Below are 23,475 nucleotides of genomic sequence, written 5' to 3'. Positions count from 1 at the left end.
GATGACATTATGCTAGGTTCGAGTTTTTGGCAACACCCTTTAGTAGAAACAGCAGGATACTTTAGTGTTGTAGTACTCTGTTTGGTTGTTTCAATGGTTGTATTTGAAATAGTTACTAAATATAAAAATTGGGATGAAATAAAAAAGGGGAATGTCGCCGTAGCTCTTGCTACTGGGGGAAAAATACTAGGCATTTGTAATATATTTAGATATTCGATTGAACGTCATTCGACCTTACTTGAAATGGTCGGTTGGGGATTCTTTGGATTTGTATTATTAATTTTTGCGTATCTTTTATTCGAGTTTTTAACACCACGCTTCAAAGTTGATGAAGAGATAGCGAATGATAATCGTTCAGTTGGATTTATTTCCTTTACTATTTCTCTCGGTTTATCATTTGTCATTGGGGCAAGCATTGTATAGGAGGACAAATGGAGAAATTAGCAAAAGTATTAATAGTTGTCTGTATTTTATTTTTAATTGTAGGCATTTATTATTTGTCTACTATATAAAATGGTTTAATGCTAGTAGATTAATGGGATAATCTACTAGTTTTTTTGTTTATACCGTAGTTTAGTTGTTATCTTATTATAGTATTTTTGGTGAAATCATCTACCAATTTTATTATCTAATCATCAATAACAATGCTATTAAAACGAGAATATTTTTACGTTTTCTAGCAAATTTTTGAAAGTTTTATAAAAATAGTTTGAAAGCCTTTTCCTTTTCAATTATAATAATTGTAAGAAAATTTAAAAATTTGAATAAAGAGGAGGATTTTCATGACTGATAAAGTGTGGCTTTCGCAATATCCAGAAGAAATTCCTCATAGTTTAACCTATGAGGATATACCTGTTCAAAGTTTATTAACTAGGGCATATGAGAAGCATCCGAATAAAATTTCTGTTCACTTTATGGGAAGAAATCTAACTTTTAAGGAAGTGTATGAATCCTCATTAAAATTTGCAAATTATCTTAGGCGTTTAGGTGTGGAAAAAGGTGACCGTGTTGCGATTATGTTACCGAATTGTCCGCAAGCAGTTATCGCTTACTACGGTGTTTTATTAGCGGGTGGTATTGTTGTCCAAACAAACCCACTTTACACTGAACGTGAATTACAATATCAAATGGAAGATTCCGGTGCTAAAGTTATTTTATCATTAGATATACTATATCCAAGAATTACAAAAGTGATAAAGAGAACGAAAATTGAAAACGTTATCATCACAGCAATTAAAGATTATTTACCATTCCCGAAAAATTTAATTTATCCATTTATACAAAAAAAACAATATGGCTTTAGTGTCAAAGTAGAACATAAAGGCATTACACATTTATTTACTGAAATTATGCGCACACAAGAACCTGCATCACTCGAAGTTGATTTTAATTCAGAAGATGATATTGCATTGCTTCAATATACGGGTGGAACTACGGGATCACCAAAAGGAGTTATGTTAACTCATAAAAATTTAATTGCGAATACAAAAATGTGTGATGCATGGATGTATAAATGTAAAGACGGGGAAGAAGTATTTTTAGGTGTACTTCCATTTTTCCATGTATATGGGATGACAACTGTATTAATTTTATCAGTCATGAAATATTCCAAGATGGTGCTATTACCAAAGTTTGATATTGAACAAACTTTAAAAGCAATAGACAAACATAAACCAACACTATTCCCTGGTGCACCAACCATGTACATTGGGTTATTGAATCATCCTGAAATAGGAAAATATGATTTATCATCTATTAAGGCTTGTTTAAGTGGTTCTGCTCCATTACCTGTTGAGGTGCAAGAAAAATTTGAAGCAATAACTGGTGGGAAATTAGTGGAAGGCTATGGACTAACGGAAACTTCGCCAGTTACACATGTTAATTTTATCTGGGGTAATCGCGTGAAGGGCTCAATCGGCGTACCATGGCCAGATACGGATGCCGTTATCCTCCGTTCTAGTGATGGAATAATTTTGCCTCCTGGAGAAATTGGAGAAATTGCCATTAAAGGACCTCAAGTGATGAAAGGCTATTGGAATCGACCTGAAGATACTGCAATGACATTTATAGATGGATGGTTCTTAACAGGAGATTTAGGCTATATGGATGAAAATGGATATTTCTATGTAGTTGATCGCAAAAAAGATATGATTATTGCTGGTGGATTTAATATTTATCCACGTGAAGTAGAGGAAGTACTATACGAACACGATGCAGTACAAGAATGTGTGGTAGCGGGAATTCCTGATCCTTATCGTGGAGAGACGGTAAAAGCTTTTATCGTTTTAAAAGAAGGAAAATCTGTAACAGAGGAAGAATTAGATAAATATTGCCGTCAAAATTTAGCTGCATTCAAAGTGCCACGATATTATGAATTCCGTAAAGAATTACCAAAGACTGCAGTGGGTAAAATATTAAGACGTACTTTAGTGGAAGAAGAAAAACAAAAAAACTTAGAATTACAGGCTAAATAATATAGTGAAATATTGACAGAAAGTTGAATAAATTATAATATGAAAACATGAATGAATCGTCATTCATGTTTTCATATTTTTTTGGTGGTGAGCTATATGAAGCGTGATAAACCGAAGTATAAACAAATTATTGATGCTGCTGTTATTGCGATTGCAGAAAATGGCTATCATCAAGCTCAAGTTTCAAAGATTGCAAAACAAGCGGGAATTGCTGACGGTACAATTTATTTGTATTTCAAAAATAAGGAAGATATATTAATCTCGGTTTTTGAAGAAAAAATGGGTGTATTTATTGAGAATTTACAAGAAATCATCAAAAATGGAGAATCTTCAACTGAGAAACTTTCTCGAATGATTGAAAACCATTTTACGGTCCTAGCAAATGATCGCCACCTTGCAACAGTCACGCAATTAGAATTGAGACAATCGAGTAAACAATTGCGATTAAAGATTAACTCGGTATTAAAAGAGTATTTGAAGTTATTAGACGAAATATTAATTGAAGGTATGGTTAGTGGAGAATTCAATCCAAATATGGATGTTAGAATTGCTCGACAAATGGTATTTGGTACCATTGATGAAACCATTACAACTTGGGTAATGAATGAATATCGTTACGATTTAATTGCTACTGCTCCAAAAGTTACGCAGTTGTTATTAAATGGAATAAAGAATTAAAGGGTGTGGGAGAAATGGAATATTTACGTTGGAAGGTGGAAGATGCAGTTGCTATTGTTACAATTCAGCGACCACCTGCAAACGCACTATCAAGGGGATTAATTATAGAAATTAACGAGTTACTAGATGCTGTAGAAAATGATGATACAGTTCGCGTTATTGTATTACATGGTGAAGGGCGCTTCTTTTCTGCAGGGGCAGATATCAAAGAATTTACAGAAGTTGCTTCTGGAGCAGAGTTTTCTGAACTAGCAAGCAGTGGACAACAAGTATTCGAACGATTAGAAACTTTCCCAAAACCAGTTATCGCTGCGATTCATGGTGCTGCACTTGGCGGTGGTTTGGAACTGGCGATGGGTTGTCATATGCGTTTTGTTTCTGAAGATGCAAAACTTGGACTGCCTGAATTGCAACTAGGTTTAATACCAGGATTTGCGGGTACACAAAGACTACCACGTTATGTTGGGGTGGCAAAGGCAGCAGAAATGCTTTTCACAAGTGAACCAATTACTGGGGTTGAAGCAGTCCAATGGGGATTAGCAAATAAAGCTTATCCAGTTGATGAATTACTACCAAAAACGTTAGAGATTGCAAAAAAAATAGCTTTAAAGAGCCCTATCGCATTAAAAACTGCGATTCAAATGTTGCAATATAATAAATCTGAATCATTCCATGAAGGGGTAAAGGCTGAGGCTCAAAGCTTTGGTACTGTATTCGAGTCTGAAGATGCCAAAGAAGGAATTCAAGCATTTATAGAAAAAAGGCAACCATCCTTTAAAGGAAAATAATTTATAACTGGAGGTCAGTAATTATGAATATTTTTGTATTAGTAAAACGTACATTTGACACAGAAGAAAAAATTGTTATTCAAAATGGTAAAATTCAAGAAGATGGTGCTGAATTTATTATTAACCCATATGATGAATACGCGATTGAAGAAGCAATCCAAATACGCGATGCTAAGGGTGGCAAAGTAGTTGTTGTTACTATCGGTGGAGAAGATTCAGAAAAACAACTAAGAACCGCGTTGGCAATGGGTGCTGATGAAGCAGTGTTAATTAATACAGAAGATGATTTAGATGAATTAGATCAAGGGGCAGCAGCTTATATTCTAGCAGAATATTTAAAAGATAAAGATGCTGATTTAATTTTAGCTGGTAACGTTGCAATTGATGGTGGAACAGGTCAAGTTGGTCCACGCGTTGCAGATTTATTAGGAATTAACTACGTTACGACAATTACAAATTTAGAAATCGATGGAACGAACGTAAAGATTGTTCGTGATGTTGAAGGGGATTTGGAAACTATTGAAACATCTTTACCATTATTAGTAACTGCTCAACAAGGATTAAATGAGCCACGTTACCCATCTTTACCAGGGATTATGAAGGCTAAGAAAAAGCCTCTAGCAGAACTTGAATTAGATGATTTAGACATCGATGAAGATGATGTTGAGTTAAAAATTGAAACTGTGGAGATTTTCTTACCACCGCAAAAATCTGCTGGACGTATTTTAGAAGGGGAATTATCTGCACAAGTAAAAGAGCTTGTTAACTTACTTCATACTGAAGCAAAAGTAGTCTAAGAGGATAACGAAAAAGGGTAACGGAGGGATTTATATATGGCAAAGAAAGTGTTAGTGTTAGGCGAAGTACGTGAAGGGGCTTTACGAAATGTTTCTTTTGAAGCAATTGCAGCAGCACAAAAAATTGCTGATGGTGGAGAAGTTGTAGGCGCACTAATTGGCGATCAAGTTTCTCAATTAGCTGGTAGCTTAATAGAATATGGGGCAGACCGTGTTGTAGTCGTACAGCATCCACATTTAAAATCATACACTTCTGATGGCTTTAGCCAAGCGTTACTTGCTATTAAAGATGAAGTGAAACCAGATGCAATTGTACTTGGTCATACTTCTTTAGGAAAAGATTTATCACCAAAAATCGCTTCAAGATTACAAAGTGGATTAATTTCCGATGTTACTGAAATTGAAGGTACTGGTGATGATGCATTATTTATCCGTCCAATTTATTCTGGTAAAGCATTTGAAAAAGTGAAAATTAAAGATGGGATTGTTTTTGTAACAATTCGTCCAAATAACATTGCACCAATTGAACAAGATACAAACCGTGCTGGTGAAGTAGTAGAACTTTCTGTTGATATTCAAAACTTACGTACAATTATTAAAGAAGTAGTTCGTAAAGCATCGACAGGTGTAGACTTATCGGAAGCAAAAGTAATTGTTTCAGGTGGGCGTGGTGTAAAATCTGCTGATGGTTTTGAACCTTTAAAAGAGCTTGCAAACTTACTAGGTGGAGCAGTTGGTGCTTCTCGTGGTGCGTGTGATGCAGGATACTGTGACTACTCGCTTCAAATTGGTCAAACTGGTAAAGTAGTTACTCCAGATCTTTATATTGCTGCTGGTATCTCTGGGGCAATCCAACATTTAGCTGGTATGTCGAACTCGAAAGTAATCGTTGCCATTAATAAAGATCCAGAAGCTAACATTTTCAAAGTAGCTGATTATGGAATTGTTGGAGACTTATTCGAAGTGATTCCATTATTAATCGAAGAATTTAAAGCATTAAAAGTTAATTCATAATTGATTTGGTGAACTGCAATTCTTAATAGGATTGCAGTTTTTTCTAGCGTAATAAAGCTTCTTAAATTCGACATAATACTACAGTAAGCAAAATATTATTTTTTCTCTGGTAAATCATGCTATACTACATTTGATGTTAGAATAAGGAGGCTATTTATATGGCAATTACACACGCAACAGATCAAGATTTCGCTCAACAAATCGAAAAAGGTTTAGTATTAGTAGACTTCTGGGCTACATGGTGTGGACCTTGTAAAATGATCGCACCTGTTTTAGAAGAGCTTGATGCTGAAATGGGAGAAGAAGTAAAAATCGTCAAATTAGACGTTGATAATAACCAAGCAACTGCTGCTGAATATCAAGTAATGTCAATTCCGACTTTATTATTATTCAAAGATGGTCAACAAGTTGCAAAAACTGTTGGATTCCAACCAAAAGAAGCATTAGCTGAATTCATTAACAACAATAAATAATTCTACTAATCAAGGGCTGTGTCAAAAGTCAAATGACTTTTAACACAGCCTTTCTTTATTATTTGCTTTTGACCTGGATTTATTTGCTTATTTGGCTAAAATATTTGCTCTTCAAAGTAATTAATTTGCTTATCTTTTCTCTCGCTTTTGTCTTCACCTAAATTTTATAATAAAGATATCGAAAAATTAAAGGTGATAAGTATGAATGAAAACATTCAATATAAATTGGCAATCTTACCGGATGAACCTGGTTGTTATTTAATGAAAGATCGTCAAGGAACAATTATTTATGTTGGAAAAGCGAAAGTCTTAAAAAATCGTGTTCGTTCTTACTTTACCGGTACGCATGATGGAAAGACCCAACGCTTAGTTAGTGAAATCGAGGACTTTGAATATATCGTCACATCTAGTAATTTAGAAGCACTAATGTTGGAGCTAAACTTAATTAAACTGCATGATCCAAAATACAATATTATGCTAAAAGACGATAAAACTTATCCTTATATAAAGATTACAAATGAAAAATATCCGCGCATACTAACAACTCGAAAAGTTAAAAAAGACAAAGCAAAATATTTTGGGCCATATCCAAATGCATTCGCTGCCAATGAAACAAGAAAATTGTTAGACCGAATTTATCCTCTCCGAAAATGTTCAAAACTACCTGATCGAGTATGTTTATATTATCATCTCGGACAATGTTTAGCTCCTTGTGTAAAGGAAATAGAGCCAATTGTTTATGAGGAAATGATTGAAGAAATTTCTAAATTTTTAAGTGGTGGCTATGAAGAAGTTAAAGACAATCTGCAAAAGAAAATGCTAGATGCAGCAGAAAATCTGGAATTCGAACGAGCAAAAGAATACCGAGATCAAATTGCTCATATCGAAACGATTATGCAAAAGCAAAAGATTGTCTCTAAAGATTTATCCAATCGAGATGTTTTCGGCTATGCCGTTGAAAAAGGATGGATGTGTGTACAAGTATTTTTTGTACGACAAGGTAAACTAATTGAAAGAGATGTGTCAATTTTTCCAATACATCAAGATCCAGAAGAAGAATTCCTAACATTTATCGGTCGTTTTTACGACATACCTGAACATATAAAACCAAAAGAAATTTTTATTCCAAGCAATATCGATGAAACTATTTTAGAAAAATTGTTAGATGTTAAAGTAATCATTCCTAAAAGGGGACAGAAAAAGGAATTAGTGGACTTGGCGATGAAAAACGCACAAATTGCTTTACATGAAAAATTTCAGCTAATTGAACGACAAGAAGAACGTACTGTAGGCGCATGTGAGGAATTAGGTTTAGCCATGAATATTGCACCACCACTTAGAATTGAAGCCTTTGATAATAGTCACATGCATGGAGCCGATGCAGTATCCGCAATGGTTGTATTTATAGACGGAAAACCTGCTAAAAAGGAATACCGAAAATATAAACTTCGAGAAGCGGCAAAACACGATGATTATGGTGCAATGCAGGAAGTAATTCGCCGTAGATACACGAGAGTTTTAAAAGAAAATTTACCTTTACCAGATTTAATCATCATCGATGGTGGAAAAGGGCAAATGGAAGTTGCTAGAGAAGTAGTGGAGGATGAACTCGGACTTTACATACCGATTGCTGGTTTGGCAAAGGATGAAAAACATAACACCTCCCAGCTACTATTCGGTGATCCACCTGTTCCAATTGAAATGAAACGAACAAGCGATGGCTTCTACTTACTCCAAAGAATTCAGGATGAAGTACACCGTTTTGCAATTACGTTTTTACGTCAACAACATCAAACGAATGCAATACAATCAGTCTTAGATCAAATTGAAGGAATAGGACCAAAACGAAAGCAACAATTATTAAAACATTTTGGATCAATCAAAAAAATAAAAGAATCTACTGTGGAACAATTAATGGAAGCAAACATACCTAGTAAAACTGCCAATGCAATATACCAATATTTCCATAAAGATACATTGCCAAAGGAATAATTGTATGATATTGTAAGCACAAGAAAATTTAATAGAATGGTAGAGGTGCAAGGTTCAATAGTAACTTGTTGAAGGATGAACAATTCCAATGAAGACTTGCGAAAGGGTAACTTGCCGAAGCGGTGAACAAATTGTTCGGTTTACTTGCTGGTTTTGCATTGAATAAATGTAAGACTGTCAGAATCTAAAAATGATTCTGGAGGGCTATCTCAGTTCATATACTTTCTTGCATTATGTATGGTGGGGCAGCTTTTCACGATAAGTGAGAGGTTGCCCTTTTTTATAGAAAACCAATTAAGTTCTTCGTATAAAGGAGAGGGTACAAATGGTTAGCATCGTAATAAAAATTGATAGCACCTCACTATCATCAACTGAAAAAATAGAACAAATCGCAAAACGAATTATTGATGAAAAGAAAAGAGGACGCAATGTAATTGTGGTCGTTCCAAATATGGAGTTATTGGAAGATAAAAATTATCAAATTGTAAATCTCCTATCAGACAAACCATCAAAACGAGAGTTGCATGTAATTGAATCGACCAACGCACAAATTGCTAGTAGCCTTTTAGCAATCGCAATACAGAAAAAAGGATTTAAAGCTATTTCATTAACAGGATGGCAAGCGGGGATTGAAACAATTGAAAACAATGATAGTGTTCTAATAAACAATATCAATGGTGAACGAATTATTGACCGCCTCAAAAAAGGAGAAATCGTTATTGTTGCAGGCTCACAAGGTGTTGATAACAGGAATAATATCTTAACACTTGGTGATGGCGGGGCAGATACAACTGCAGTAGCGATTGGAGTTGCGCTAAAGGCTGAGCATATTGAAATCTTTACTGCTCAAGATGGAATTTATACAGCAGATCCAGCAGTTGTAAAAGGTGCAAGAAGGTTAAAACAAATCACTTATGATGAAATGTTAGAATTAGCACATTTAGGTTCTCAAACTGTACATCCAAGAGCAGTTGAATTAGCAAAAATTTATGAAATACCATTAGTAGTTCGTTCAAGTACGGAAGCTCAAGGAACATTGATTAAAGGAGAGGTTGACATGGAAAAAAACCTAGTTGTTAGAGGCGTTGCATATGAGGCAGAAATTATTCGTTTAACGGTAGGATACGATTCGTATGAAAATTCTTCGTTAGCAAATATTTTTTCAACTCTAGCCAATAACAATATCGATGTCGACATTATTGTACAAGCAGTAATAGATGGAGTAAAACCGACTGTTTCCTTCTCTATAGATAAAGAGGATTTTGCTGAAGCAATTAAAGTACTTGAAAAAAATAAACCGGAATTAGGATTTAGCTTTGCGGATTTTGAAGTTGGGTTATCAAAAGTCTCAATCGTTGGGGCAGGCATGGTTTCAAATCCTGGAGTAGCTGCTCGTATGTTTGATCGATTACGTAAGGAAAATATTCTAGTAAAAATGGTAAGTACATCAGAAATAAAAGTATCAGTTGTCGTACCACAAGATGATATGGTTAAAGCAGCAAATGCTTTACACGATGAATTTAATTTAATAGAGGAAATTGTAAAGTAGAAATAAAAAGGTGTTTTCGATTTTCGAAAACACCTTTTCTTCTATATTAATATGGAAGAAATTTATTCTTAACCTATTTTTTCCTTGTTGTCCCATTTTACTGTAAATACAATTTGATTTTGTTTTTCTCTTTTTTCATCATAGCATTCCGTAATACAGCCTTGAATTGATTGTATCTGTTCAGCAATAAAACCTGCTTCTAGTCGGAATGTTCGATTTTCTAAGTTAAACAAATCTGCTTCATTTGACAAAGTGAGGATATAACCATCTTTTTCTTCCTTTTCAACTAAGAGAGTACCCCATCCTGCATCCTGAAAGAATGAGGTAATGAGTTGAAGATCAGTACATGGAAATTTACGTGCTAAATCTTTTCCAGCCCAGTAGAGAACATCCTTTTCATGTTTTCCCAAAATAGTAGGAAGTATGTAATCTCTAATAATTTCGTAACCAAATGCAGGAACTGTTTTATCGTGAATTGATGTCATCTAAAATTCCTTCTTTCATGAATTTAATTATTTTTTTAGGGTATTTTAGGAAAAGTAAGTTTTTTTCAGAATATTTATGGCTTGTCTTAGAAAAAATATTCCATTTTCGGTCGATTAAAAAATTCCAAGTAACCTTGACGGTGTTGGTTTCTGAGAGTACAATGGACATGTCATAATATTGTACCATGATGAAATACACAGTCAATGATTGAACGTTTACAAAATAGTGACGTTATATTGGCTACTGTATTTAAAGTACTAAGGGGGGTAACAGTCTTGTCGAAAAATCGAGAGTTCTACTGGCGACGCTTACATTCACTACTAGGTATTATTCCTGTAGGTCTGTTCTTAGTGTTCCACTTATCGCTGAACTTCACTGCTACGGGTGGTGAAGAAAACTACAACAATGCTACAGGAATGATGGACTTAATTCCACACTGGCTATTGTTAATTGTTGAATGGGTAGTAATCTACATACCAATTTTATTCCATGGTCTGTATGGTATCTTTATTGCCTTTACTGCCACACACAACGTGAAACGCTTCGGTACATTCCGTAACTGGATGTTCGCAATTCAACGTTTCACAGGAGTATTCCTTGTTATTTTCATCGCTTGGCACATTTTCCAAACTCGTGTTCAAAAAGCGCTAGGTGCTGAAGTTGAATTCAGTATGATGGAAGAAATCGTTGCTAATCCATGGATGTTAGCATTCTACATCGTGGGTATTGTATCAGCTACTTTCCACTTATCTAACGGTATTTGGGCATTCTTAGTAAGCTGGGGTATTACTCAATCACCGAAATCTCAAAAAGTGGCTTCATATGTTACAATGGTATTCTTCGTACTATTAAGTATCGTTGGGGTTGCTGCAATTTTAGCATTCGTGTAATTACAAAATAGAACATCAGATAGTTCTTAGCAAAAATGAGGAGTGAGGAATAATCATGGCGAAAAGCAAAATCATCGTCGTAGGTGGCGGTTTAGCCGGCTTAATGGCTACGATGAAAGCTGCTGAAGAAGGCACTGAAGTTGAATTATTCTCATTAGTACCCGTTAAACGTTCACACTCTGTTTGTGCGCAAGGCGGTATTAATGGTGCAGTAAATACAAAAGGTGAAGGGGATTCTCCATGGATCCACTTTGATGATACAGTTTATGGTGGGGACTTCTTAGCGAACCAACCACCAGTAAAAGCAATGTGTGATGCTGCTCCTGGTATCATTCATTTATTCGACCGTATGGGAGTTATGTTCAACCGTACTCCAGAAGGTTTAATTGACTTCCGTCGTTTCGGTGGTACATTAATGCACCGTACAGCATTCTCTGGTGCAACAACTGGTCAACAATTATTATACGCACTTGATGAGCAAGTTCGTCGTTATGAAGTTGATGGTTTAGTTACGAAATACGAACACTGGGAGTTCCTTGGAGTTGTATTAGACGACGAAGGTCACTGCCGTGGTATCGTTGCTCAAAACATGCAAACTGAAGAAATCCAAGCATTCCGTTCTGATGCTGTTATTATGGCAACTGGTGGTCCTGGTATTATCTTCGGTAAATCTACAAACTCAATTATTAATACTGGTTCTGCAGCATCAATTGTTTACCAACAAGGTGCTTCATATGCAAACGGTGAAATGATTCAAATTCACCCAACAGCGATTCCTGGGGACGACAAAAACCGTCTAATGTCAGAATCTGCTCGTGGTGAAGGTGGACGAGTTTGGACTTATAAAGACGGCAAGCCTTGGTACTTCTTAGAAGAAAAATACCCAGCTTACGGTAACTTAGTACCTCGTGACATCGCAACACGTGAAATTTTTGATGTTTGTGTAAACCAAAAATTAGGTGTTAACGGTGAAAACGTAGTATATCTTGACCTTTCTCATAAAGATCCACATGAATTAGATATTAAACTAGGTGGTATCATCGAAATCTATGAAAAATTCGTAGGTGATGACCCACGTAAATTACCAATGAAAATCTTCCCAGCAGTTCACTACTCTATGGGTGGTTTATGGGTAGATTATGATCAAATGACTGAAATTCCTGGTCTATTTGCAGCTGGTGAATGTGATTACTCACAACATGGTGCAAACCGTCTTGGAGCTAACTCATTATTATCTGCAATCTACGGTGGTAGCGTAGCTGGACCAAACGCAGTTAAATATGTAAAAGGCTTAAAGAAACACGCTGAAGATCTTCCACAATCTCTATACGATGCTCGCGTTAAAGAAGAGCAAGCGAAATGGGATGCTATCCTTAAAATGGATGGAACTGAAAACGCATACTTACTGCATAAAGAACTTGGTGAGTTAATGACAGATAACGTAACAGTTGTACGTTATAACGATCGTCTAGAAGCTACTTACAACAAACTTACTGAAATGTTACAACGTTGGGAAAACATTAATATCAACGATACGCAAAAATGGAGTAACCAAGGTGCTCACTTTACTCGTCAGTTGAAAAATATGTTATACCTAGCACGTGTTATTACTAAAGGGGCACTTTTACGTAACGAATCTCGTGGAGCTCACTATAAACCAGACTTCCCTGAGCGTGACGATGAAAACTTCTTAAAAACAACTATGGCTAAATTCAATCCTAAAACAGGAGAACCAGAAATTAGCTATCAAGAAGTAGACGTTTCACTTATTCCTCCACGTAAACGTGACTACTCTTCAAACTAATAAGGAGGTCATTAATCATGACAACAGCCGTAGAAACTACTGGCAGAACGGTTAAACTCGAAATCCAACGTCAAGACAATCCAAATGGATCTACACGTTGGGAAAAATTCGAAGTACCGTACCGTCCTGGTATGAACGTTATCTCAGCTTTAATGTATATTCAACAAAATCCTGTTACAGCTGAGGGACAAAAAACTTCCCCTGTAACTTGGGACAGTAACTGTCTTGAAGAAGTATGTGGAGCTTGTTCAATGGTAATTAATGGTCGTCCACGTCAATCATGTTCTACATTAATCGATCAATTAGAACAACCAATCCGTCTTGAACCTATGAGAACTTTCCCAGTGGTTCGTGACTTACAAGTTGACCGTAGCCGTATGTTTAACGCACTTAAAAAAGTTAAAGCATGGGTTCCTATCGATGGAAGTTATGATTTAGGCGAAGGTCCACGTTTACCAGAACGTAAACGTCAATGGGCTTATGAATTATCTAAATGTATGACTTGTGGTGTATGTATGGAAGCTTGTCCAAACGTATCTGAAAAATCTTCATTTATCGGACCTGCACCATTATCACAAGTACGTCTATTCAACACACACCCAACTGGTGCTATGAATAAGGACGAGCGTTTAGAAGCAATTATGGGTGATGGTGGCCTTGCAAACTGTGGTAACTCTCAAAACTGTGTTGCTGCATGTCCAAAAGGTATTCCATTAACTACTTCAATTGCATCACTTAACCGTTCTACAACTGTACAAATGTTCCGTAACTTCTTCGGTTCAGATCATATGGTTGACTAATATATTGATATAATATAGTGATTCAAACTTTTAAGGGTATCTAAGTCATTTAATGTGACATTTAGATACCTTTTTTTATTGCTTGCATAATATAGATAGAAGTCACAAAGGAATTAACACCATTCAATAAAAAGATGTCTCAAAAAGATGGATCACATTGTATTTGCTTTCGAAAACTATAAAACTTCTGATATAATACAATGAACCATTATTCATTTTTAATGGGGATTAAGGTGATTATTGGAAGGGGTTTTAGCATGAGAGCAAATTATATTCACGATCTGAAAACATGGGAAGAAGAATTTGAATTTTTTACTGAAGTAAAAGTTAGATTTTCTGAAACTGATATGTTTGGACATTTGAACAATACGGTGCCATTTGCATACTTTGAATTTGCCCGTATTGAATATTTAAAACATCTTGGTTTCATGACGAATTGGACGACAGAACAAATAACAAAAATTCCAGTTGTGGCTAACTTACAATGTGATTATTTAAAACAAGTGTACTTCGATGAAACTCTTCGAATCTATGTAAAGGCGGCTCATATTGGAACTACCTCAATCGATCTTCACTATTTAGCTAAAAATGAAAATGACGAAATCTGTTTTACTGGTAGGGGTACAATAGTACAGATTGATAAAAATACCGGTAAAGCAACACCATGGAATGAAAAAGAAAAACAGATATTGCATGGGAAATAGTGAAAATGCCCTCACAGCCTTTCATCTCTTGACATACTTTACATAGAAGAGGAGATAGGAGGGTGTTGCCTTATGAATAGCCCGCAGCATCGTTCACTTTTGACGAAAAGGGAGCGGGAAATATTCCAGTTATTAATACTAGATTATTCCACAAAGGATATTTCGCAAAAGTTGGGCATAAGCGAAAAAACGGTGCGTAATCATATTTCAAACACGATTCAAAAACTGGGCGTATCCAGCAGATCACAAGCCTTAATTGAATTGTTAAGGCTAGATGAATTATCGCTACATTGAATGGATGCTTGCTATTTCATAAAAAACACTTCAAAATAGAATTGACACCAAAAAGCAGAAGTCTGTTATGAACTATAATTCGGATGATGCTATACAAGGATTGATTCTTGAGGAGTGGATGCACTAAATGAGTGATATTGAAAAGCATAGCAAAGATACAGTAGCTTTTTTAGAAAAAGAACTTCGTTATACATCTCATTTGATAAAACAAAAAGGAAGAGAAATTTTAAGTGATTTTACGATTACTCCTCCACAGTTTATTGCGCTTCAATGGTTACACGAATCGGGCGATATGACAATTGGGGAATTATCGAATAAAATGTATTTAGCTTTCAGTACGACAACCGACTTGGTTGATCGTATGGAAAAAAATGAATTAGTTGTGCGTATTCGGGATGAACAAGACCGTCGTGTTGTACACATTCATTTGTTAAAAGAAGGCGAACGAATAATTGAGGAAGTAATTAAAAAACGACAAAATTACCTCCACGAATTATTAGTGGATTTTGATAAAGAAGAAGTAGAAACATTATCAAAATTATTACACAAACTACATTTACAAATGGAAGAGGATTGAGGCGGTTTTAGTGAATGCCCCGATAGGCGTTATTGATTCAGGTGTTGGCGGTTTAACAGTCGCTAAACAAATAATAAATGTTTTACCTAATGAAACAATTTATTATATAGGTGATACTGCAAGGTGTCCGTATGGGCCTAGAAATCGACATGAAGTATTAAAATTTACATGGCAAATGGCGAATGCATTAGTGAAAATGAACATTAAAATGTTAGTCATCGCATGTAATACAGCAACGGCAGTAGCATTAGAAAGTTTACAAAAACACTTGTCGATTCCCGTTATCGGTGTAATTAATGCTGGTGCACGTGCTGCAGAGAAAAAAACAAAGAAAAACGAAATAGTTGTTCTTGCAACAGAAGGAACAATTAAAAGTGGAGCATATGAAAATGCGCTGCTTTCTTTAAGTACGAAGGCGAAAATAATTCCTCTTGCATGTCCAACATTCGTTCCATTAGTGGAGAGTGGAGAATATGAGGGACAATTTGCATTCGACCTTGTAGCAAAAGGATTAAAACCGCTCAAGAACAAAAAGTTTGATACAGTTATTTTAGGTTGTACACATTATCCAATTATCCAACATCATATTGAGAAAGTAGTAGGATCTGATGTATTTGTACTATCTTCTGCAGAGGAAACAGCAAAAGAAGTGAAAGAGCTACTAGCCTATGAGCAAAAGTTAAACACAAGTAGTGAAGAACCACATCACATTTTTTATGCAACTGGTTCCGTTCCTATTTTTCGAACAATTGCTGAAAACTGGCTATCAATAAATGATTTGGATATTCGACGTATAAAACTATAATGTGCAGGTATTCAAACAAGGCAGTCGTTTGAATACCTGTTTTACTTTTGCGTACTAGCACAGTAATATAGGAAATTTTAGCAAATTCAAAGATACCTATCGTATGAGCGTGGTACGGAAAAATATTTTGTGATAAGATTGACGCGAGTAACAAGGAGGACTTTTATGACAAGACATGATGGACGAGCTATAGAACAATTAAGACCAGTACAAATGGAGACAAACTATTTAATGCATCCAGAAGGTTCTGTATTAATTCAAGTAGGGAATACAAAAGTAATTTGTACAGCGACAATTGAAGATAGAGTTCCAGGCTTTTTACGAGGTCAAGGAAAAGGCTGGATTACAGCAGAGTATTCAATGTTACCTAGAGCAACAGCAGAACGCACTCAACGCGATGCTTCACGAGGTAAAATAAATGGTCGTACTATGGAAATTCAACGTTTAATTGGACGAGCATTACGTGCAATCGTGGATTTAGAATCATTAGGAGAGAAAACTGTTTGGATTGATTGTGACGTAATTCAAGCAGATGGTGGTACACGTACTGCATCGATTACAGGTGCCTTTGTTGCATTAACACAAGCATTAGTGAAATACAATGAAGTAAAACCTTTTACTAAGTTTCCTATTGTAGATTTTTTAGCTGCAACAAGTGTTGGAATTCTTGAAGAAATAGGCCCAGTTGTCGATTTAAACTATGTAGAAGATGTGGCTGCAGCGGTTGATATGAACCTTGTCATGACAGGGGATGGCCGTTTTGTAGAAATCCAAGGTACAGGAGAAGAAGCAACATTTTCCCGCGATGAGTTAAACACATTGCTATCCTTAGGGGAAAAGGGCATTCAAGAACTAATTGCTATCCAAAAGGAAGTACTGGGAGAAGCAGCAAATCTTGTACGGTCTATGAAGGAGGAAGCTTAAATGAAACAAGTGGTTATCGCAACAAAAAACAAAGGGAAAGCAAAAGATTTTGAAGCATTGTTTATTCCTCTAGGTTATGAAGTAGTAACGATGTTTGATGTCGCACCAGATATGGAGATTGAAGAGACTGGTACGACATTTGAAGAAAATGCTATACTAAAGGCTGAAACGCTAGCTAATGCCCTTGGGAAACTTGTCATTGCAGATGACAGTGGATTAGCAATTGATGCATTAGGGGGCGAACCAGGCGTTTATTCAGCACGTTATGCAGGAGATCATGACGATGAAGCGAATATAGTAAAGGTACTTGAAAAATTGCAAGGCGTTGAAGATAAAGAGCGTACTGCGCGTTTCTGTTGTGCTTTAGCGATAGCTGGTCCAGAAATCGAGACATATACTATATTTGGAACTTGTGAAGGGGTAATTCTTCATGAGAAGAGAGGAACTAATGGCTTTGGATATGATCCAATTTTCTTCGTTCCAGAACTAGACCGCTCTATGGCAGAGTTATCTCCTGAAGAAAAAGGGGCTATTTCACACCGAGGCAATGCAATTCGTAAGTTAGCGGATAAATTACCTACGTTACTGAAATAATCACTTTCTGTAATATGTAAGAGGGGGGATGGGTGTTGAAACTTTTAGTCATGAGTGATACCCATGGAGATGCTGAAGTAATTAAACGTGTACGCGACCAACATAAGAATGTGGATGCAATCATACATTGCGGTGATAGCGAATTACCCTTTGATCACCCATATTTAGAAAATGTAAAAAAAGTGCGCGGTAATTGTGATCATGATACACGATTTCCAGAAGAAGAAGTGTTTGAAATCGGTGGCTTAACGATTTTTGTCGCTCATGGTCATTTATTAAATGTAAAATCAACTACAATGAATTTATTATATCGATCAAAAGAAGTGGGTGCAGATGTTGCCTTTTTTGGCCACTCCCATCTATTAGGTGCAGAACTTGTAGATAATGTGTTATTTGTAAACCCTGGAAGCTTACTGAAACCCCGAGGCATTGCTGATAAAAGTTATGTAGTAGTGGATTTTGAATCTGGAAAGTGGACCGTAACGGGGTATACAGATAAAGGTAATGAGTTATTTACAAAGGTGTTTGAATTGGAAGAATAGAATAAAAAAACAAAGAAAATTTTTCTTAAAATGTTTATTTAAGTTGTTGACATTTCATCTAGGTCTGCTATAATAAATATTGTCCTTAAGGAAATCACTCCTTAAGTGATAATGTCTCAGTAGCTCAGCTGGATAGAGCATACGCCTTCTAAGCGTACGGTCGGGGGTTCGAATCCCTCCTGGGACGTACTAATATTACGAAGAGAACTCTTGTATAACAAGAGTTCTCTTTTTTTCTTTGCACCAAAGAAAGCGCGTTAGAAAATCGCTCTAATTTCAAGAAATGCGACAGATTTATTGATTCTTTGAATATTAATTATATACTTAAGTAATGGCAGTTAATAACTATATGATATTGGATTGTTATGGTACTGGAGTATACTCAAATGATTATGGTTCAACAATAACTTTAATTTTAATAAAGTAATAGCTGCTGTTCTAAAAAAGGTGGTATAAACTGTGAAAGAAAAACAATACATATATGTACATCCAGATGGTAAACATTTGATTTGTACCTTCGATAAACCGGATAAAATTCTACATGCACCAACACTTATAGAAGCGATGGAAATTTCACCAAACTACATTGCATATGCTAGAAAAGGTGCAACACTAGTATTCAGGGATATGACTATTAAAATTAAAAGTAACCCAAAACATCATATTAAAGATGAAGCACTTTCTGAAGCAATGCATGAGGCTGGTCTACTTAATACTGCTGAAAAAGCTTTTGAAGAATGGCATAGATTGTTAGAGAAACTGAATGAAAAAGAAAGAATAAAATTTATTCGAATGGTTTACAGTGAAAAGTTTAATGCAGGGGAACCAATTGATAATATTGATGTATTAAATGATTAATGTGAGATATACACATATCAGTTTTTCATAAAAAAGCCAGTTAAAATTTACAATTGAGTAAACTTTAACCGGCTTTTTATTTACAGTGTTGTATTTTGTCCTAATTATTTGCGTACCATTGTATCAACAAGAGGCATTACTACAACAATAACTGCAACTGTTACAACTGTAAGAGCTTGTAAAATTCCTACTGCTACTTGATCAAACATTATTATTCTCCTTTACAACTAAAATTTCTCTTATATTCTATTAATTATCCATCTTCCTATGAAAAAGTCAAATAGAAACAGTGGATTTCATTTTAACCTGTCCTCTAGTTAAGGTAAAAGTAATTTAATAACAGGTAATAGGAACAAAAAGGGATTTTAAGAAGCTTGAGTAAATTCTGACTTTTAAGAGGAATGAGGCAGGCATGATATAATAAGTGAGGTTTATAGGTTTTGCTAACAGTTTTTTACTTAGAGTTTGATTTGAATTTCTAGAGTTTGTGGGCTTGGATTTTTATCTTATACGATATTCAACTAAAGGACACATCTCCGTAGTAATCAAACAACTATGTAAACCATCCAAGAATTTTAGAAAAAGAAAAAATAGGAGAGTCCTAAATGAAAAAGAAATTAAATTATTTATTCTTGCTATTGTTGAGCATTTTTATGGTTGGTTGTACCAACGTAGAAGATGTATCCATTACTGATGAAGAAACAGTTCAGCAAGAAGAAAACACTGTAAATACAAGTAATAATAATGAAAACGATGAAATTGTCACTACAGTTGTAGATGAACCGGTAGAAAAAGAGACTTCAACCCAATCAAAGGATGAACTGTTTTCAGGTCATAAACTGATTGAAGTTGATGGTGGTGATTTGTCTGGTTATCGTGAACCAAATGTTGTCGTTGATATTGGTTTTGGTGACCGTGAATATTGGGCTTTTACCAATGAGTACGGACAACTAGTACGTGTTATTGCTGATGAAATTATTTTACAGGATGATCGTAACGAACCAGTTTTGTCTTCAGGAAGATATTATGCTGACGAGGCAAAAGTTCCTGGTGTTGAAAGCCCAGTTTTAGATGAAGGGCATATTATTGCTGATTCACTAGGTGGGGTATCAAATGCATATAATATTACCCCTCAAGACAGTACGCTCAACCGACATGGTGATCAAGCTTATATGGAGGATGCGATTCGTAAAGCTGGTGGGGCCACTAATTTCGAAGCGATTATTACATATCCAAATACGAAAACGCAGATTCCTTCCAGTTATAAATATACATATACGATAAAAGGTAAAAAAGTAGTTGATACATTTGATAATGTGAACCCTGATGAAGTAAACAAATCACTTGGTTTAACTGGTAATAAATCTTCTAAATCATCTAGTTCAAAAAATAAAGGTGATATTTCTACTATTGATACAAACGGGGATGGACAGGTGACGATTAAAGAGGCAAAAGCAGCTGGTTTCAGTATGCCAATTACGAGTGATCACTGGTTATACCAATACATGCGAGATAATGATCATGACGGTATGGTAGGCGAGTAAGCGTCAAGAAATTTAAGGAATGATTAAATCTTTATAATTCTTAGAGAAAAATCGTTTCTAAATAATCACTAGAACATAGATGATTCTGCAAGTATTGTAGAATTGTCTATGTTTATTTTTATTATAATCTAGCAAATGTCGGTTTTTTCAGATGACAGTTCAAATTAAAATCCTAATCATGCCAAAACCTAAGAAAAGTAACCATCCCCCAATCTTTTGAATAATATGAGTCGATTGAATTTCTTAGGGGAGGTAAATTTAGTATGTATTACGGATATCAAAATCCGATGTATTTACAGAATAACCAAAGAATTTCTGTACAACAAGCTCAGCAAATTGCTCTTAGTAGAGTGCCAGGACAAATCGTACATGTGGATCTAGATATGGATAACGGTGTATTAAAATATGAAGTTTACGTTTTAACAATGCAAAATAAAATGTATGAAGTTAAAATCAATGCCAGAACTGGTCGAATTATTAAAGTAGAGCAAGAAAATGATGATGATATGTATGATTTTGATTAAGGTAAATATTCAATAAAAAGTCTTTCCTCAATAAAAGGGTGCTTAACTTTACTAAAGATAAGCACCTATTTTAATTCAAAATACAACTTACGTTGATTGCGTCTAGGGAGTGTATTGTTAAGTATATACATAATTTTCGATCCAGTAATTTATAACCACATAATATATTAATAAAAGTTTTTTATTAAATTTCTAATAGGACATCGAAGTTGATTTGTAATATAATGTAGAAGTAGGTATTATTATCTTAATTTTCACATATTTTTGATTAAGTCGTATTTAAAAACGCAATTAAGTTTCCAATCCTTGCTTCAATCAAATCTGTTTTTTCCTCTTCAAATTACCTTTTGTTTTACAGAAAATTTCTTCAATAACATTGATAATCTTTACTTCAAGTAAATCTCTCGCAAAAGTATTATGGGCACTAATTGTCAAAGTATTTGCGTTTAAGTTCAGGTTGTTGGTTTGAACGATATTTCGTAACTTGGCTTTGAAAATTTTTCGCTAATCTTTTGTTAGAAGAGCTCCCAAGAGAATTCCATCATAAGACAACTCATTAAATGTCATCCCAATTTATTGAAAACATCTGGCTCTTAAAGCACAAATATTTGTATCCATTATTAGGGTTCTGTAAAATTAAACGAATTCCACTATTTGCAAAGTTAAAACTATTATTATTAGGTAAATGATAGTTTAGGGATGTTTAGGGTATTCAAAAAATATCTTCGAGTAAAGGATGATAGGATGAAATGGGATACTCCAGAAAAATTAAAATCATTACTATACGAACTTGTACGTTGGGAAAGTCAAACATTAACTAAAGGCGAACAGGAATTTACACAAAAGTTATTTGCGAAATTTCAATTGTTACCGTATTTCAATACAAATCAACACTTTTTACAAACCGTTGATGTTGAAGGTGGAAGACAAGTGCTTTCTGCGTTATATAAGCATCCAAACGCAAAAAAGACCGTGGTGCTCATTAGTCATTTTGATACGGTTCAAATTGAAGAATATGGTGCGCTTATGCCGCTTGCCACAGAACCTGAAATGATTACGCAAGCTTTTCATGAAGCAAAGTGGATGTTAAATGAGCAGGCACAAAAGGATCTTGAATCCGGTGACTACTTATTCGGTCGTGGTGTAATGGATATGAAAATGGGGCTTGCCCTTCATATGCAAGCTTTAGAACGTGCAATTGAAGAAGAGTGGGCATTAAATTTATTATTAGTTACAGTACCAGACGAAGAAGTAAGTTCAGCTGGTATGCGTGTCGCTGTAAAACATATTGCAGAAGTTACTGAAAATTATAATTTGGAGATTAGTCTATTCTTAAATAGCGAACCTTCCTTTTCCCAAGGACCATATGATACAAATGAATATTTATATACTGGTTCAATTGGGAAAGTAATGCCGGCAGCGTTATTCTACGGAAAGGAAACCCATGTAGGTGAGCCGTTGAAGGGGATAAGTGCACCTTTTATGAGCGCTTATTTGGAAATTGAAATGGAATGGAACGATACATTTTGCGAAACAGTTTACGGTGAAACAACCCCTCTTCCGGTAGCCTTAAAATTACAAGATTTAAAAGATCAATATTCTACCCAAACACCGTATCGAGCAGTGGCGATGTACAATGTCTTTTTAATGAAGAGAAGCGCGGCTGAAATTTTTGATATGTTTGAAGAAGTAACAAAAAAGGCAATGCAAAAATGTCAAGCGCGGTATGATGAAGTTTGTGCAAATATGAAAATTAGTCCTATAGGAAAAATTCGAACAATTCGTTATAGTGAACTTTTGGATTACGCAACAAACAAACTAGGGAAGCCACATATTGAACAACTAATACATGAGGTATTGGCATTGCCGAATTTAGATGAGCGTGACCAATCCTTTGCTATTGCAGATAGATTAATGATTCAATGTCAGGAGTTAGCACCAGCAGTTGTCGTGTTATTTGCACCACCATTTTATCCAGCAGTGAATTCAAGTGATCATCCACTAGTGAAAAAAGCCATTGATGTAGTATTAAAAGCATCAGAACAATATAATATTCCACTACAACAAGTACATTATTTTAATGGAATATGCGATTTAAGTTATTGTCAGCTAATGGATGATAATGGTTGGATTGCCTATGAAGAAAATACCCCTGTGTGGAATCGAACTTATGATATCCCATTTGAACAAATTGCAAAATTTAATGCTCCTGTTATGAATTTAGGTCCATATGGAAAGGACGCACACCAGGTTTCGGAGCGGTTAAGAATTAACAGTGGATTTTATGAAATGCCAGATTTAATTAATCAGTTATTGCGATTTGTAGAGAATCAATAAATTAGTAAAAGTGAGAACCCTTTCCTC

General features: G+C 35.2%; 24 protein-coding genes, 1 tRNA gene and 1 riboswitch. Of the genes, 24 read left to right on the top strand and 1 reads right to left on the bottom strand.

Annotated features, from left to right (window positions below):
• The first annotated feature begins 9 nt into the window (after positions 1–9).
• The 9 genes from NKR20_RS12195 (at position 10) to NKR20_RS12155 (ending at position 9,765) form a co-directional block, all read left to right on the top strand.
• Entirely contained in the window at positions 10–423 is a 414-nt protein-coding gene (locus NKR20_RS12195; protein ID WP_121212765.1) for a DUF350 domain-containing protein, read from the top strand.
• 359 nt (positions 424–782) lie between these two features.
• Complete coding sequence (locus NKR20_RS12190; protein ID WP_253426948.1) at positions 783–2,474, top strand: AMP-binding protein; 1,692 nt, start codon at positions 783–785, stop codon at positions 2,472–2,474.
• Between the two features lie 96 nt (positions 2,475–2,570).
• Positions 2,571–3,152 (top strand): TetR/AcrR family transcriptional regulator, encoded by a 582-nt coding sequence (locus NKR20_RS12185; RefSeq protein ID WP_121212767.1) that lies wholly within the window; start codon positions 2,571–2,573, stop codon positions 3,150–3,152.
• 14 nt (positions 3,153–3,166) lie between these two features.
• A complete protein-coding gene (locus NKR20_RS12180; protein WP_121212768.1) occupies positions 3,167–3,940 on the top strand; it encodes an enoyl-CoA hydratase in 774 nt (257 codons plus the stop codon).
• Positions 3,941–3,963: 23 nt separating this feature from the next.
• Entirely contained in the window at positions 3,964–4,737 is a 774-nt protein-coding gene (locus tag NKR20_RS12175) for an electron transfer flavoprotein subunit beta/FixA family protein (RefSeq protein WP_121212769.1), read from the top strand.
• Positions 4,738–4,773: 36 nt separating this feature from the next.
• Entirely contained in the window at positions 4,774–5,751 is a 978-nt protein-coding gene (locus NKR20_RS12170) for an electron transfer flavoprotein subunit alpha/FixB family protein (RefSeq protein ID WP_253426947.1), read from the top strand.
• A gap of 158 nt (positions 5,752–5,909) precedes the next feature.
• Positions 5,910–6,224, top strand: a complete 315-nt coding sequence (gene trxA / locus NKR20_RS12165; protein WP_121212771.1) for a thioredoxin — start codon at positions 5,910–5,912, stop codon at positions 6,222–6,224.
• A 201-nt stretch (positions 6,225–6,425) separates the two neighbouring features.
• Positions 6,426–8,216 (top strand): excinuclease ABC subunit UvrC, encoded by a 1,791-nt coding sequence (uvrC, locus tag NKR20_RS12160; RefSeq protein ID WP_121212772.1) that lies wholly within the window; start codon positions 6,426–6,428, stop codon positions 8,214–8,216.
• A 32-nt stretch (positions 8,217–8,248) separates the two neighbouring features.
• Positions 8,249–8,431, top strand: a riboswitch (Lysine riboswitch).
• A gap of 110 nt (positions 8,432–8,541) precedes the next feature.
• The gene (locus NKR20_RS12155) at positions 8,542–9,765 is read left to right on the top strand and encodes an aspartate kinase (protein ID WP_253426946.1); all 1,224 of its coding nucleotides are present in this window, start codon (positions 8,542–8,544) and stop codon (positions 9,763–9,765) included.
• A gap of 68 nt (positions 9,766–9,833) precedes the next feature.
• On the opposite strand, the gene NKR20_RS12150 is transcribed toward NKR20_RS12155, so the two are convergent.
• Positions 9,834–10,250, bottom strand: a complete 417-nt coding sequence (locus NKR20_RS12150) for a YslB family protein (RefSeq protein WP_121212774.1) — start codon at positions 10,248–10,250, stop codon at positions 9,834–9,836.
• 276 nt (positions 10,251–10,526) lie between these two features.
• Here NKR20_RS12150 and NKR20_RS12145 point away from each other — a divergent pair, with 276 nt between their 5' ends.
• The 15 genes from NKR20_RS12145 (at position 10,527) to NKR20_RS12075 (ending at position 23,448) form a co-directional block, all read left to right on the top strand.
• Positions 10,527–11,141, top strand: coding sequence for a succinate dehydrogenase cytochrome b558 subunit (locus NKR20_RS12145; RefSeq protein WP_121212775.1), 615 nt, complete (start codon positions 10,527–10,529; stop codon positions 11,139–11,141).
• A gap of 55 nt (positions 11,142–11,196) precedes the next feature.
• Positions 11,197–12,945 (top strand): succinate dehydrogenase flavoprotein subunit, encoded by a 1,749-nt coding sequence (gene sdhA, locus NKR20_RS12140; protein WP_121212776.1) that lies wholly within the window; start codon positions 11,197–11,199, stop codon positions 12,943–12,945.
• A 17-nt stretch (positions 12,946–12,962) separates the two neighbouring features.
• Complete coding sequence (gene sdhB / locus NKR20_RS12135; protein ID WP_121212777.1) at positions 12,963–13,745, top strand: succinate dehydrogenase iron-sulfur subunit; 783 nt, start codon at positions 12,963–12,965, stop codon at positions 13,743–13,745.
• A gap of 257 nt (positions 13,746–14,002) precedes the next feature.
• Positions 14,003–14,449: an acyl-CoA thioesterase gene (locus NKR20_RS12130; RefSeq protein ID WP_253426945.1), complete on the top strand. Its 447-nt coding sequence runs from the start codon at positions 14,003–14,005 to the stop codon at positions 14,447–14,449.
• Between the two features lie 72 nt (positions 14,450–14,521).
• On the top strand, positions 14,522–14,743 hold the full coding sequence (locus NKR20_RS12125; RefSeq protein WP_097072809.1) for a helix-turn-helix domain-containing protein: 222 nt from the start codon (positions 14,522–14,524) through the stop codon (positions 14,741–14,743).
• Between the two features lie 127 nt (positions 14,744–14,870).
• Positions 14,871–15,320: a MarR family winged helix-turn-helix transcriptional regulator gene (locus NKR20_RS12120; RefSeq protein WP_121212779.1), complete on the top strand. Its 450-nt coding sequence runs from the start codon at positions 14,871–14,873 to the stop codon at positions 15,318–15,320.
• Positions 15,321–15,330: 10 nt separating this feature from the next.
• Positions 15,331–16,125, top strand: a complete 795-nt coding sequence (gene racE / locus NKR20_RS12115; RefSeq protein WP_121212780.1) for a glutamate racemase — start codon at positions 15,331–15,333, stop codon at positions 16,123–16,125.
• Positions 16,126–16,290: 165 nt separating this feature from the next.
• Positions 16,291–17,049: a ribonuclease PH gene (gene rph / locus NKR20_RS12110; protein ID WP_253426944.1), complete on the top strand. Its 759-nt coding sequence runs from the start codon at positions 16,291–16,293 to the stop codon at positions 17,047–17,049.
• Positions 17,050–17,643, top strand: a complete 594-nt coding sequence (locus tag NKR20_RS12105) for an XTP/dITP diphosphatase (protein ID WP_253426943.1) — start codon at positions 17,050–17,052, stop codon at positions 17,641–17,643.
• A gap of 32 nt (positions 17,644–17,675) precedes the next feature.
• Positions 17,676–18,185, top strand: a complete 510-nt coding sequence (locus NKR20_RS12100; protein WP_341943851.1) for a metallophosphoesterase — start codon at positions 17,676–17,678, stop codon at positions 18,183–18,185.
• Positions 18,186–18,298: 113 nt separating this feature from the next.
• Positions 18,299–18,372: transfer RNA gene (locus NKR20_RS12095), tRNA-Arg, on the top strand.
• A gap of 272 nt (positions 18,373–18,644) precedes the next feature.
• Positions 18,645–19,043, top strand: coding sequence for a hypothetical protein (locus NKR20_RS12090; protein ID WP_121212784.1), 399 nt, complete (start codon positions 18,645–18,647; stop codon positions 19,041–19,043).
• A gap of 605 nt (positions 19,044–19,648) precedes the next feature.
• Positions 19,649–20,587, top strand: coding sequence for a DNA/RNA non-specific endonuclease (locus NKR20_RS12085; protein ID WP_253426942.1), 939 nt, complete (start codon positions 19,649–19,651; stop codon positions 20,585–20,587).
• A 263-nt stretch (positions 20,588–20,850) separates the two neighbouring features.
• The gene (locus NKR20_RS12080) at positions 20,851–21,111 is read left to right on the top strand and encodes a PepSY domain-containing protein (protein ID WP_253426941.1); all 261 of its coding nucleotides are present in this window, start codon (positions 20,851–20,853) and stop codon (positions 21,109–21,111) included.
• 744 nt (positions 21,112–21,855) lie between these two features.
• Positions 21,856–23,448 (top strand): M20/M25/M40 family metallo-hydrolase, encoded by a 1,593-nt coding sequence (locus NKR20_RS12075; protein WP_253426940.1) that lies wholly within the window; start codon positions 21,856–21,858, stop codon positions 23,446–23,448.
• Positions 23,449–23,475: the final 27 nt, after the last annotated feature.

The organism is Ureibacillus endophyticus (assembly GCF_024159215.1).
In the GTDB taxonomy this organism is placed as follows: domain Bacteria; phylum Bacillota; class Bacilli; order Bacillales_A; family Planococcaceae; genus Ureibacillus; species Ureibacillus endophyticus.
This window is presented reverse-complemented; position numbering and strand designations above follow the sequence as displayed.